The following is a 13,116-nucleotide window of genomic DNA, read 5'->3' as shown; positions in this document are numbered from 1 at the left end:
GTGCGCTTCATCATTGCCTTGTTCTCGTTCTTTCACTTGCCCTTCAAAACGCTGGCGTTGGTCGATAGGATCATTTAACTCGGAGAACGCATTCGCATGTTCTCTACCGACGATAAATAACTCGAATCGATCAGTGAAACGTTCATCTTCTTTGTTTTTCTTCGCTAACGGAGATATTTCCACTGGGTGTCCATAAACGAATGTTGGTTGAATCAATTTTTCTTCTACGAAAGTTTCAAAAAACTCATTAAGGATATGTCCATATGTCATGTGTTCGGTTATCGCAACATTATGTTCTTTCGCTAGTGCTTTTGCTTCTTCGTCCGTTTTAACCGTCCAGAAATCTACACCAGCGTATTCTTTAACAGCATCTGCCATATGCAGACGACGCCATTTCGGTGTTAGATCAACTTCATACTCGCCATATTGGATTTTCGTTGTACCATGCAGCTTTTCAGAAACGTAGGCAACTAATCCTTCTACTAATTCCATTACGTCTTCATAATTTTCAAATGCTGCATAAGATTCAAGCATTGTAAATTCAGGGTTGTGTCGCGTAGAAAGACCTTCGTTTCTAAACACTCGCCCGATTTCGTATACTTTATCCATCCCGCCGACAATCAGGCGTTTCAGATGCAATTCTAGTGCAATGCGCAGATATAGATCCATATCCAGTGCATTATGATGTGTAATGAAAGGTTTTGCTGCTGCTCCACCAGGAATCGTATGAAGAACAGGAGTTTCTACTTCTAAATAATCTTCTTTATCCATGTATTCACGGATGTAGCGAAGGATCTTACTACGCATAACGAAGCGTTTTTGGCTTTCGTCATTTGTGATCAAGTCTAAATATCTTTGACGATAGCGTTGTTCTACATCTTTAAGGCCATGATATTTATCTGGCAGAGGGCGCAAGGATTTTGACAACAAAGTGAAGGCTTCTGCTTTGACGGATAATTCGCCAGTATTTGTGCGGAAAACGGTCCCTTTGATGCCGATGATATCGCCAAGATCCGCTAGTTTGAATACTGCATACGCATCTTCGCCAACATTATCTTTACGAATATAGATTTGAAGTTGATGGAAACGATCTTGAATATGTGTAAAGCCTACTTTGCCTTTCACACGTTTTGTCATGATTCTTCCTGCTACGCTTACTTCGACTGCAGCTTCTTCTAATTCTTCTTTGGTTTTATCTTTATATTGTTCTTCTATTTCTTCAGGACTAATAGAGCGAACAAATTTTTCACCAAACGGGTCAATGCCTTCTTGGCGTAATGTATCTACCTTTTCGCGGCGAACCAGCAGTTGATCATTCAGTTCTTCATGGTTCTCGTGACTCATGTACGTACACTCCTATTCTATTCATTTTACAGACTATTTTTATTATACGCTTTTTCACCATCGTTTTTCTAGTTAAAAATAAAAAAAGTTGCTCTAATTTGCTAGAGCAACTTCCGCCTTCTTATCTAACTAATTGCTTTGCTTCATATTGATCTACGAAATCGCGCAGGATCATTTCCATTTCAGCTTGAGTAGTCGCCTGATTTGCCGCTACTTTTGCTCTTGTACTTCCACGGGCACCTTTTAAATAGTATGCTGCGTGTTGACGGAATTCGCGAACAGCGATGTTTTCGCCTTTCAATGCGATCAAACGTTTTAAGTGAAGCAATGCTGTTTCGATCTTTTCTCTTGGTTCTGGTTCTGGCAGGAGTTCTCCAGTTTCCAGATATTTCACAGTACGATAGATCATCCACGGATTTCCCAGTGCAGCACGGCCGATCATAACGCCATCTGCATTGGTGTGTTCTAAGATCCGCTTAGCATCTTCTGGAGTTTTGACATCTCCATTTGCCATAAATGGTATTTTGATTTCTTTTTTCACATCGCGCAAAACGTCCCAGTCTGCATTACCTTCATACATTTGTACGCGTGTTCTACCGTGCATTGCTACCGCTGCTGCTCCTGCTCGTTCTGCTGCTTGCGCATTTTCGATCGCGAAGATATGGTCATCATCCCAGCCGATACGCATTTTGACTGTGACTGGTTTGTCTACTGCATCTACAACTGCAGATACCATTTCGTAAACTTTATTTGGATCAAGTAGCCATTTCGCACCCGCTTCACATTTGATAATCTTGTTGACCGGACAACCCATATTGATATCTATAATATCTGCCGTGGTATTTTCTGCCACAAACTTTGCTGCTTCAACTAATGTATCTTTTTCGCCTCCGAAAATTTGGAGACTAAGTGGTTTTTCTTTTTCATCGATGTATAACATATCTAGTGTTTTTGTATTGCGGTAAGCGATCCCCTTGTCACTGATCATTTCACAACAAACCAGCCCCGCCCCAAACTCTTTGACGGTCAAGCGGAACGCAGAGTTTGAAATACCTGCCATTGGAGCTACGACAACTCTGTTTTTGATTTCTACATTTCCAATCTGAAACACGACATATTCCCCTTCCATTGAATACTAAAAAGCGCTAGTGTAATGTTATCATACTACCCAAAAACTGCAAGTGCCAAATTTACCAGTTTACTTGGTTTTCCGTTTTTTTGATGCCTTGCTCTGCTAAAACAGCTTGAGATTCTATTGATCCAGCTAATTCCGGAGCGATTTCGAGCAACGGTATCATAACAAAAGCTCTCTCTTTCATCAACGGATGTGGTACGATTAGGTCTTCTGTTTGAATGATCTGATCATCATAAAGAAGGATGTCGATGTCGATCAGACGCGGCCCCCATTTAAACAACCTTACTCGTCCGATCTCTTTTTCGAGAGCTAAGCAGAAGGTCAGCAGATCATGAGGTGCAAGCGAAGTAGCTATTTCTACTGCAATGTTCAGAAAGCTAGCCTGATCTTCATAACCTACCGGATCTGTTTCATATATAGAAGAAACTCCTACGACTTTGATTTGCGGATGTTCCTTTAAACCGACCACAGCTGCCTCCAAATTGGTTTCCCTCTCCCCCATATTTGTACCTATCGATAGATAAACTTTTGCCACGAAATCACCTTCCTCGTGTTATTTCAACCGCTACGGAATGAAAATGCCCTGCGATTGGTGGATTGGGCTTGATTACTTTTACAATTACTTCTTCAATCAAAGGATAATCTGTCAATACACGGTGTGCGATATTTTCAGCTAGCGCTTCAATCAATTTAAATCGTTTCTTTTCTGTTATCTCTTTTACTGTCTCGTAGACGTCTGCATAGCTGACTGTATCGGCCACGTCATCTGACAGGCCCGCTTGCTTGGTCGACAAACCTAAAGTGAGTGATACTTGAAAAGCTTGTCCTAACCGGTTTTCTTCCGGGAGAACACCGTGATAGCCATAAAAAGCTAGTTCATTCATGTAGATCTTATCCATTTTTTCGTTCTCCTCCAATACTTCTATTTCCCAAGATCGCATCTGTCATGACCACCATGCGCATCATTGGAAGCACATCGTGGACACGCACGATTTTACATCCTTTAGTGATTCCATAAACAATCGTCGCACCAGTTCCTTCCGATCGTTCTTCTACCGGCAAATCAAGTACGATACCGATCGTGGATTTTTTACTTGTTCCTAACAACACTTCATAGCCTAGCGCGACGATCTCATCAATGCGCCTCAAAACTTCTAGATTTTGTTCTGGTGTTTTCACAAAGCCGAACCCAGGATCTAGAATAATGTGATCATCCGGGATATGGGCTTGTTTTGCTAGCGTGATACTTTCTTGCAGATCCCGCTTTACATCTTCCATAAAGTTATCATAATCGGTATTCGTGCGGTTGTGCATGAGGCAGATCGGCACATTATATGTAGCAGCCACTTTTAAAATCGCCGGATCCTGCTTTCCGCCCCATTGATCATTTATTAGATCCGCACCCGCAACAATTGCGACTTCAGCAGTTTCCGCTCGCCAAGTATCGATAGATATCCATATTTCTGGAAATTTTTTCCGAATCGCTTCAATGACAGGAATCACTCTGCTGCGCTCCTCTTCCAAATCGACTTCAGAAAAATTCGGTCTCGTGGAAATACCGCCGACGTCGATAATGGATGCCCCAGCAGCTACCATCGATTCCGCTTGTTTCACCGCAGCTGCCAAATCGATGTATTTATTCCCATCGGAAAAAGAATCCGGTGTGATATTTAGAATGCCCATTACTTTCGTTTCGTCAGTCTTTTGCCACTGTTTCACAGTACTCCCCCCTTTTTATTTCTTTTTCTATTATAGCAGAAAGCACCTAATTTAAGGCACAAAAAAACCGATGCGGAAAAGGGATAACCGCATCGGTCAAAAAAGGGAGTTTGGGTTTTCATTCTTAAAGGGAGAAAGAAATGAAAATGTTTTGCTTGTTGTTAGCTTATGACTATATATTAACCACTTTTTACGTGAATCTACTGTGAATCAAATTAGAATTTCGTTAAAGTTTTACGATAGTTTTCTTTTTTTATGCATCAAAAAACCAATGTGGAAAAGGGATAACCACATTGGTCAAAAAAGGGAGTTTGGGATTTTCATTCTTAAAGGGAGAAAGAAATGAAAATGTTTTGCTTGTTGTTAGCTTATAACTATATATTAAACACTTTTTGCGTGAATCTACTGTGAATCAAATTAGAATTTCGTTAAAGTTTTACGATAGTTTTCTTTTTTTACGCATCAAAAAACCAATGTGGAAAAGGGATAACCACATTGGTCAAAAAAGGGAGTTTGGGATTTTCATTCTTAAAGGGAGAAAGAAATGAAAATGTTTTGCTTGTTGTTAGCTTATGACTATATATTAACCACTTTTTGCGTGAATCTACTGTGAATCAAATTAGAATTTCGTTAAAAGTTTATGATGTTCTTTTAAAAAAGCGATTCACCTGATCAAAGGTGAATCGCTTCGGAAATCGTATTATTCGTCAAAATTATATAACGCCGTGCTGAGGTAGCGTTCGCCGTTGCTGGCAACGATCGCTAGAACCTTCTTACCAGTTCCGAGTTCCTTCGCTAGATCTAATGCGGCCTTGATAGTAGCACCCGAGGATATCCCAACAAGAATCCCCTCTTTACTTGCTACTTCACGAGCAACTTTCAACGCGTCGTCGCTTGTTACTTTGATAATACCGTCGTATACTTTTGTGTCTAAAATATCGGGAACAAAACCAGCGCCGATACCTTGGATCTTATGCGGGGAAGGTGTTCCGCCACTTAAAACTGGGGATTCATCTGGTTCTAAAGCATAAACTTTTACGTTTGGATAATTCTTTTTAAGAACATGTCCTACACCAGTAATGGTTCCGCCTGTTCCTACGCCGGCGATAAAAGCATCTAAGCCTTCTTCTCCGAACGCTTCCACGATTTCCGGTCCAGTTGTTTTTTCATGGATTTCCGGATTAGCTGGATTGTGGAATTGTTGAGGAATGAAATAGCCGTGTTCTTTTGCTAATTCTTCCGTTTTTTCGATCGCGCCTTTCATGCCCAATTTCCCAGGTGTCAGTACCAGTTCAGCACCATAGGCTTGAAGGAGCTTTCTGCGTTCTGTACTCATTGTATCCGGCATTACAAAGACTGCTTTGTAGCCTTTAGAAGCAGCGACCATTGCTAGACCAATACCTGTGTTGCCGCTTGTCGGCTCGATGATCGTATCTCCCGGTTTCAAGGCGCCTGATTTTTCTGCTTCTTCAATCATCGCGTTGGCAATTCGATCTTTTACGCTACCACCTGGATTTTGAAATTCTAATTTCACATATACATCTGCACTTCCTGCTTCCGGTAAACGATTCAATTTAACAATGGGGGTTTTTCCGATTAATTCTGTTATCGAGTTAGCAATTGTCATTTTCTCCACTCCTTTGTGAGTTCTTTCTTCTACTTTAATTAAACCCGAGTAGTTTTGTCAAGTTTGAGCTATAAAAATAAGAGAAGAATAATTTCTTCTCTTATTTCGCTTGTAATTTAAATTCTTTCAATTCGCCTTCTGTAAATGTAAACTTATTCCGACAAAAATGACATTCCGCTTCCGCACCATGATCTTCGTCGATCATTGCTTGGATTTCATCTTTTCCTAGGGAAACAATAGCATTGCCAAATCTTTCTTTGGAACAAGTACATTCAAACTTCACAGCACTTTTCTCTAAGATCTGTACATTTTCTTCGCCGCCTGCAAGTTTGGCAATGATGGATTCAGGTGTTTCGCCGTTATCGATCATGCGGGAAACGGTTGGCAGGTCCTTGAGGATTTTTTCCAACTGCGCAATGATTTTCTCTGTTGCACCTGGAAGTAATTGCAAAATAAACCCACCTGCAGCTTCGATTGTATCGTCCGGATTGACAAGTACTCCTACGCCTACTGCCGAGTTTACTTGTTCGGAGTTTGCTAGATAGTAAGTGAAATCTTCACCGATTTCTCCGGAAACGATTGGTGTTTGCCCTGTGAACTTTTCTCCAAATCCTAAGTCCTTCACGACAGAAAGCGTTCCTTGTGTACCAACGCCTCTTCTAACGTCCAATTTCCCGACACTGTTCAATTCATTGAAATGGACATGCGGATTAGCGACGTAGCCACGAACCTTGCCTTCTGCATCACTATCAGCAACGATATACCCGATCGGGCCGTCGCCTTCTATTTTAACGGTCAATTTTTGGTCGCCTTTTTGCATTGCACCCATCAATAATGTGGCCGTCATGGTGCGTCCAAGCGCTGCGGAAGAAACAGACCAAGTATCGTGGCGGCGTTGTGCTTCTCCGATTGTTTCGGTTGTTGTTACAGCATATATTCTCACTAGACCATCATAGGCAAGTGCTTTTACTAAATAATCATTTGTCATTTAAAAATCTCCTTTATTTTGCTTATATAACTGTGCAAGTCCTTTCAATGTCAAAAAGGGATCGACAACATCGACCTGTTTGGAATCTGCGGAGATCAAGCGGGCTAGCCCCCCTGTAGCAACCACTACTGGATTGCTTGCTACTTCCGCTTTCATCGCTTGGATGATTCCTTCAAATTGACCGATAAAGCCATAATAGATCCCAGCCTGCATGGAACTGACAGTCGTTTTCCCGATCACGCTCTGTTTGGCTTGGATTTCCACGCGCGGTAGTTTCGCCGCTCTCGTGTAAAGTGCTTCGGTAGAGATCATGATGCCCGGTGCGATCGCTCCGCCAAGATACATCCCTTTTTCATCTACATAACAGAAGGTTGTTGCCGTCCCAAAATCCACGACGATAACCGGTTTTCCGTATTCCGCTAATGCGGCTACGCAATTAACGATTCGGTCGGCGCCGATTTCTTTCGGATTATCTACTTTCAAATTAAGACCGGTTTTTATACCTGGTCCGACAACGATCGGTTCGATTTCGAAATAGCGACGGCACATATTTTCTACCGTGTGCATCACTGGTGGGACGACGGAAGAAATAATGATTCCTTCGACGTCTTCTAAGCGATACTTCGCAAATTGGAATAAATTTATTACGGTAATGCCTAATTCATCTGTCGTGCGGTTTTTTTCAGTCGTGATCCGCCAATGCTTTTTCAGCGTTTCATTTTCAAAGACGCCCAACGTTGTATTTGTGTTACCGACATCAATCACAAGTATCATATTTCCACCTCGGCTCATCGATGATTTGCAAAAGCCAAGCATGACTCTTTTAAAAGAGTAAGCTTGGCTTTTGGCATGGTTTTTATTTGTCTTCTTTATCAGAAGGTGTTTGTTCTGCATTTGGCGCATCTTCAGAGCTTACTTCTTTCGGCTCTTGATCCGCTGGTTTTTCTTCGTCTTCCGCTACTTTCTTTTCTTCTTCAAAAGATTTCGGTTCTGCTGCTTCCGTTTCTTTCTCAGAAGGATACTCGATCACATCGTCTTCTCCTCTTTCTGGAGGCATTACGCCATCGTCGAACAAGGAACGGATTTGTCTAGCATCTAGTGTTTCTACTTCAAGTAGTGTTTCTGCAATTAGTTTGTGACGGTCTTGGTGTTCGGTAATGATATTTTTCGCTCTGTCGTAACAAGAACGAATCAAGCTTTGAACTTCTGTATCGATCTCATAAGCGATCTTGTCGGAATAATTTTTCTCATTTCCGAAATCTCTGCCCATGAAGACTTGTCCGTTACCGGAAGAGAATTGAAGTGGTCCGATCTTGTCGCTCATACCCCATTCCGTAACCATGCGGCGCGCGATTTCAGTAGCACGTTCAAAGTCATTGCTGGCACCAGTAGTAACTTCGCCAAAGGTAACATCTTCCGCGACACGTCCACCTAACAGTCCGGTGATCCGGTCAAGCAGTTCAGCTTTTGTCATTAGGAAACGGTCTTCTTTTGGAAGCATAACAGCATATCCACCAGCTTGTCCACGTGGTACGATCGTTACTTTATGCACCACTTCTGCTTCGTCTAATACCATACCAACGATAACGTGACCAGCTTCGTGATAAGCAACTGTCCGGCGTTCTTTTTCGGAGATAACGCGGTTTTTCTTCGCAGGACCGGCAATAACGCGGTCGCTTGCTTCATCTAGATCCGACATATCGATTTCTTTTTTATCAGATCTCGCTGCCACTAAAGCGGCTTCGTTCAGCAAGTTCTCCAGATCTGCACCTGAGAAACCTGGTGTACGTTGTGCGATTGCTTTCAAATCAACACTTTTAGCGAGTGGTTTATTTCTAGCATGTACAAGTAGAACAGCTTCTCTACCTTTAACATCGGGACGATCGACCATGATTTGACGGTCAAAACGTCCTGGACGAAGAAGGGCTGGGTCAAGTACGTCAGCACGGTTAGTTGCTGCAATGATGATGATTCCTTCGTTACCGCTGAAACCATCCATTTCTACTAGTAATTGGTTCAATGTTTGTTCCCGTTCGTCATGTCCGCCGCCCATTCCTGCGCCACGTTGACGTCCGACTGCATCGATCTCATCAATGAAAATGATACATGGGGCGTTTTTCTTCGCGTTTTCAAAGAGGTCACGTACACGGCTTGCACCGACCCCAACGAACATTTCCACGAAGTCAGAACCACTAATGGAGAAGAATGGTACGCCAGCTTCTCCAGCTACTGCTCTTGCAAGCAACGTTTTACCAGTACCAGGAGGTCCGACTAGCAAGACACCTTTAGGGATCCGTGCTCCTAGATTCGCAAATTTGCGGGGATCTTTCAAGAATTCTACTACTTCAACTAGCTCTTGCTTTTCTTCGTCTGCTCCAGCTACATCTGTGAAGCGTACTTTCTTTTTATCATCGTTGTAGAGTTTCGCTTTGCTCTTACCAAAGTTCATCACTCTACCACCGCCGCCACCTTGAGATTGGCTCATCAAGAAGAAGAACAAGATGAAAATGATAAGGAAAGGAACGATCGATGTTAGGAAAGTGATCCACCCATTATTTTGTTTCGCGGGCAGTGTTTCAAATTTTACATCTTTATGTTCTTTCAATTGTTTATTGATATCGGAAAGCATACTGTCGCTGCTGATGACATAGGATACAAAAGATGTATCATTTTTTGTTTGTCCTAGACCAGTTTTAGTGGTTTGTCCTTCGCTCGCAACAAAATCGCCTTTAATGGTGTAAACATTCCGATCCGGCTGCATCGTAAACGATTTGACTTTGCCATCTTCCAATTTGGTGATGAACTCATTATAGCTGACATCCTTGGCTGCATCTTTTTTATTGTTCAATGATGCGACGATCCCAATAATGACCAAGAAGATGATGACGTAAAATATTGCATTTCTAAAAAACCTGTTCATTCCTTACCTCCTCCTACGCAAGAGCTTGGATGGCGCTCATTATTTTCTACACATATCCATAGTTTTTTTCTCTTACGAAGTTTCCTAAAATAAAGTTTATTTTATTTAACAATTGATATAAATTAAATTGAATGTGAAAACTATGCTTTATGATAGCATATTGCCTTTTAAAAGCCCACTATTTTGCATAGCATGGGAAATCACATCGCTTCTATATTCTATAGTAACAAATTATTGTTCTGTTTGTGAAGTATTTTAATCTGAATATACTTCCGGCTTCAATACACCGATATAAGGAAGGTTGCGGTATTTTTCTGCGTAATCCAGGCCGTAACCTACTACGAACTCATTTGGAACTAAAAAGCCTACATAATCAGCGCTGATGTCTACGTTGCGTCCCTCTGGTTTATCAAGCAGCGTAACCAATTTGACCGACTTCGCTTTGCGGTATTTGATCAAGTCGACCAAATAGCTCAGCGTTCTGCCACTATCAATGATATCTTCTATGATAAGCACATCTCTTCCTTCAACAGAGGTGTTTAAATCTTTAATGATTTTCACTTCTCCTGAAGAAGTCATTCCATTTCCATAGCTGGAAACGTCCATGAAATCCATTTCCAAATAAGTATCAATGCGTTTAAGCAGGTCTGTCATGAACGGAGTCGCTCCTTTTAAGATACCAATAGCAAGTGGATTGCGGCCGTCATACTCAGCAGTTAGTTCGCGACCTAATTCGCCGATTTTTTCTTGAATTTCTTCCTCTGAAAGTAGCACCGTTTGTATATCGTTATGCATGCTTCTATTTCCTCCTAAATTTTGGGTATACCGAATAATATATTGTTTTTGTTCTCGACTTGGTGAGGTTGCATATGCGGAAAGTTTGACGCCTGGTATCCACAAGATGTTCCCGGTAAAGTCCGTAATAATCGGTACCGCATCTCGCAAATGGCGCGGCACTTTCGCATCGATCAAGATATCCTTCACTTTTTTTGTGCCTGTCGTACCTTTTAATGTCATTCGGTCACCGGTCATCCGATTACGGATAATCAAAGGCAATGTCACATCCGCTTGATTAAGGATGATTCCATTCAGCCCTGCCGTTTGAACAACGGAGCTCTTTGCTTTTAATTTGATTTCCATGTCGTTTTCCAGATGGATGCGTTCATTCACATCTAGCGCATGATAGAATTCTCGGTTTACGGGCGTTTCTCCAAAGAAAAAATGCATTTCCTCATAAGAACGTCTGACTTGAAGGCTTTGAGGCAACTGCAAAACAGCAGAAGGATTCTTGCCTTGAATACATAGCAAAATCTGTTTGATGTGTTGGGTAGAAACATAGGAGGTCTCATTCTTATACAGATAGTTTAATAGTAAATGAATTACCCGTCGTTGTAAAGGAATCCCTGCTTTTTTAAGCAGAACGAGATCTAATCGTGCCCCGCCATTTTCCAGTTCTGCGCAAGCCTCAAATAATTCACCAGCTTGTTCATCTAAAAAAGTGAAATCCTCACGGGTCTCTTCAGCGAAACGCGTGATTTGCGATGCAAGCGAAGGGTTCTCGGCTTTTAAGAGTGGAATCACTTTTTTGCGCAGTCTGTTGCGGGTGAAGATCGTTTCCTCATTGGTATCATCTAACGCGAACTGAATATCTTGACGCTGACAATAGGCAAGAATATCTGATTTAGAGGCTGTCAAGAAAGGTCGGATCACTTGCCCAGCTCCCAATTTCCTAACCGGTGCGATCCCGCTCCAACCTGAACTGAAGCTACCTCTAACCAGACGCATCATGATCGTCTCTACCTGATCATCTGCATGATGAGCCGTGACGACCTGATCGATCCCGGCTTCCTGCATTACTTCTTCAAAGCATTGGTATCTTACATATCGAGCAGCTTCTTCTATCCCTTTTTTACGTTCGGCAGCAATTGCTTTCACATCAATAGTGCGGGAAAATAGATCGACTCCGAGCGTTTGACAGCTGTCATGAACCAATGTTTCTTCATCAAGCGATTCTGCGCGCAATTGATGGTTCACGTGGACCGCAGCTATGTTTTGCAATGGAAAAAAGCGGACGATAAAATGCAGTAAAGCAAGTGAATCTGGCCCACCGGAAACTGCTACCAGTATTTTTTTATTTCTATCGAGCAGCTGTTTTTGCTTGATGTAGGCGTACGTTCGCTGTTCAAATTCATCCATTATTCCGTTACCTGCCTTTTATACCGACTTTGGATTCTCATTGAGCTAGTAAGAAAAAGTGCACCGTATCATGAAAATATACGGTGCATCTCTATTGTGAACCTGTTATTAACCGCGTCTTGCGCCGCGTCCGCCACGTTTTGATTCTGTTTGGCGTTTCAGCGTAGAAAGACGATCTTCGCTATCTTTTAGGAATTTAGACATTTTATCTTCAAAATTCTCTACTGGTTTAGCTGTATTAGCAGGTTTTTTATTATATTTTGGTTTATTGTCATATTTTCTTTCAGGTCTGTCAGGACGATCGACTGCTTTACGAATAGAAAGACCAATCTTTCCATCATCACCAATGTTCATTACTTTTACCGTTACTGCATCTCCAACGGTCAGAATATCATTAATGTCTTTTACATAATTATCTGCTACTTCACTAATATGGACAAGCCCTGTTTTGCCACCTTCCAATTCAACAAAAGCTCCAAAATTAGTAATACCAGTAACTTTACCTTGTACTTTATTGCCTACTTCGATCGACATAAAAAAATGTGTCCTCCTTAAAATTATCACTTATATAGGTTTAATTATAGTCCTTATTGCTGTTCTGTCAATTAGTCTAGCTTCTTATGATCCTATCACTCATCGGTTTCTTGACTGTTGTCTTTATCACCATCTATTTTAAATACGATTTCACCATTTTTAGACAGATAATACTCGCTTCTCGCTAATTTCGCGATGTAATTATCATCGTGTAATTTCAGGATCTGATCATTAAGCAGATTTTCTTTATCCTGTAGCGAGGCTAACTTCCGATCCACCTTTACTTTTTGCTCCTGCTTGTCTTTCAGCATTAGCGTCTGTTTCGTATAAGTGTATACAAGTGCCCCTCCCACGATGAAAAAGGCGATTCCCATGACTAACAGCCTTCTGAAAAGAGCAGTGCGTCTTAGACTACGTATTTTCTTATTTGCATTTTCTTTTTTTGTATAACGATTGTCCAGATCCGCGACTTTTTTATTTCTATTCGTCATGGATAGCACTCCTTCCTTTATTAAGGATACTTTTAGTCAATCTAAAAGGATTATCTAAGTAAAATAATACCAATAATTACGCCGTTTGTCTATTGCCAATCCGATATTTGAGATGTTTTCTCTTGACTTTTTTCACAAATTTAGGTTTTTAAAAAAGCTGCA

General features: G+C 41.5%; 12 protein-coding genes (1 of these 12 cut by a window edge). All 12 read right to left on the bottom strand.

Going from position 1 to position 13,116, the window contains the following annotated elements:
- Positions 1-1,344: the 5' portion of a lysine--tRNA ligase gene (gene lysS / locus EL241_RS01080; protein ID WP_036105895.1), read on the bottom strand. 153 nt of this gene lie to the left of the window's left edge; the window shows 1,344 of its 1,497 coding nt (coding positions 1-1,344); it begins with the start codon at positions 1,342-1,344; its stop codon lies off the left edge, out of view.
- A 121-nt stretch (positions 1,345-1,465) separates the two neighbouring features.
- Entirely contained in the window at positions 1,466-2,455 is a 990-nt protein-coding gene (gene dusB, locus EL241_RS01075; RefSeq protein ID WP_036105896.1) for a tRNA dihydrouridine synthase DusB, read from the bottom strand.
- Between the two features lie 79 nt (positions 2,456-2,534).
- Positions 2,535-3,014, bottom strand: coding sequence for a 2-amino-4-hydroxy-6-hydroxymethyldihydropteridine diphosphokinase (folK, locus tag EL241_RS01070; protein ID WP_036105899.1), 480 nt, complete (start codon positions 3,012-3,014; stop codon positions 2,535-2,537).
- A gap of 4 nt (positions 3,015-3,018) precedes the next feature.
- Positions 3,019-3,378, bottom strand: coding sequence for a dihydroneopterin aldolase (gene folB, locus EL241_RS01065; RefSeq protein ID WP_003756369.1), 360 nt, complete (start codon positions 3,376-3,378; stop codon positions 3,019-3,021).
- Positions 3,371-4,162, bottom strand: a complete 792-nt coding sequence (gene folP, locus EL241_RS01060) for a dihydropteroate synthase (RefSeq protein ID WP_077912766.1) — start codon at positions 4,160-4,162, stop codon at positions 3,371-3,373. Before folP ends, folB begins: the two co-directional genes overlap by 8 nt.
- Before the next feature lie 736 nt (positions 4,163-4,898).
- Entirely contained in the window at positions 4,899-5,825 is a 927-nt protein-coding gene (gene cysK / locus EL241_RS01055) for a cysteine synthase A (protein WP_003756375.1), read from the bottom strand.
- Between the two features lie 100 nt (positions 5,826-5,925).
- A complete protein-coding gene (gene hslO, locus EL241_RS01050) occupies positions 5,926-6,813 on the bottom strand; it encodes an Hsp33 family molecular chaperone HslO (RefSeq protein ID WP_036105903.1) in 888 nt (295 codons plus the stop codon).
- Positions 6,814-7,587 carry a type III pantothenate kinase gene (locus EL241_RS01045; RefSeq protein ID WP_126320274.1) on the bottom strand — a complete coding sequence of 258 codons (774 nt, stop codon included), beginning with the start codon at positions 7,585-7,587 and terminating at the stop codon, positions 6,814-6,816.
- 82 nt (positions 7,588-7,669) lie between these two features.
- Positions 7,670-9,733, bottom strand: coding sequence for an ATP-dependent zinc metalloprotease FtsH (ftsH, locus tag EL241_RS01040; protein WP_003756380.1), 2,064 nt, complete (start codon positions 9,731-9,733; stop codon positions 7,670-7,672).
- A 255-nt stretch (positions 9,734-9,988) separates the two neighbouring features.
- On the bottom strand, positions 9,989-11,929 hold the full coding sequence (hpt, locus tag EL241_RS01035) for a hypoxanthine phosphoribosyltransferase (protein WP_003756383.1): 1,941 nt from the start codon (positions 11,927-11,929) through the stop codon (positions 9,989-9,991).
- 108 nt (positions 11,930-12,037) lie between these two features.
- Positions 12,038-12,463: a S1 domain-containing RNA-binding protein gene (locus tag EL241_RS01030; RefSeq protein ID WP_003756385.1), complete on the bottom strand. Its 426-nt coding sequence runs from the start codon at positions 12,461-12,463 to the stop codon at positions 12,038-12,040.
- Between the two features lie 95 nt (positions 12,464-12,558).
- Positions 12,559-12,954, bottom strand: a complete 396-nt coding sequence (locus EL241_RS01025; RefSeq protein WP_126320273.1) for an FtsB family cell division protein — start codon at positions 12,952-12,954, stop codon at positions 12,559-12,561.
- Between the last annotated feature and the right edge of the window lie 162 nt (positions 12,955-13,116).

This window comes from Listeria grayi (genome assembly GCF_900638015.1).
Classification (GTDB): domain Bacteria; phylum Bacillota; class Bacilli; order Lactobacillales; family Listeriaceae; genus Listeria; species Listeria grayi.
Note: the sequence above shows the minus strand (reverse complement) of the source record. Positions and strands in the feature narration are given on the sequence as shown.

What these genes read in the sequence shown, in the direction of transcription:
- folB (WP_003756369.1), bottom strand. Translation starts at nt 3,378, where the DNA reads ATGGATAAGATCTACATGAATGAACTAGCTTTTTATGGCTATCACGGT.
- folP (WP_077912766.1), bottom strand. Translation starts at nt 4,162, where the DNA reads ATGGGCATTCTAAATATCACACCGGATTCTTTTTCCGATGGGAATAAA.
- cysK (WP_003756375.1), bottom strand. Translation starts at nt 5,825, where the DNA reads ATGACAATTGCTAACTCGATAACAGAATTAATCGGAAAAACCCCCATT.
- hslO (WP_036105903.1), bottom strand. Translation starts at nt 6,813, where the DNA reads ATGACAAATGATTATTTAGTAAAAGCACTTGCCTATGATGGTCTAGTG.
- EL241_RS01045 (WP_126320274.1), bottom strand. Translation starts at nt 7,587, where the DNA reads ATGATACTTGTGATTGATGTCGGTAACACAAATACAACGTTGGGCGTC.
- ftsH (WP_003756380.1), bottom strand. Translation starts at nt 9,733, where the DNA reads ATGAACAGGTTTTTTAGAAATGCAATATTTTACGTCATCATCTTCTTG.
- hpt (WP_003756383.1), bottom strand. Translation starts at nt 11,929, where the DNA reads ATGGATGAATTTGAACAGCGAACGTACGCCTACATCAAGCAAAAACAG.
- EL241_RS01030 (WP_003756385.1), bottom strand. Translation starts at nt 12,463, where the DNA reads ATGTCGATCGAAGTAGGCAATAAAGTACAAGGTAAAGTTACTGGTATT.
- EL241_RS01025 (WP_126320273.1), bottom strand. Translation starts at nt 12,954, where the DNA reads ATGACGAATAGAAATAAAAAAGTCGCGGATCTGGACAATCGTTATACA.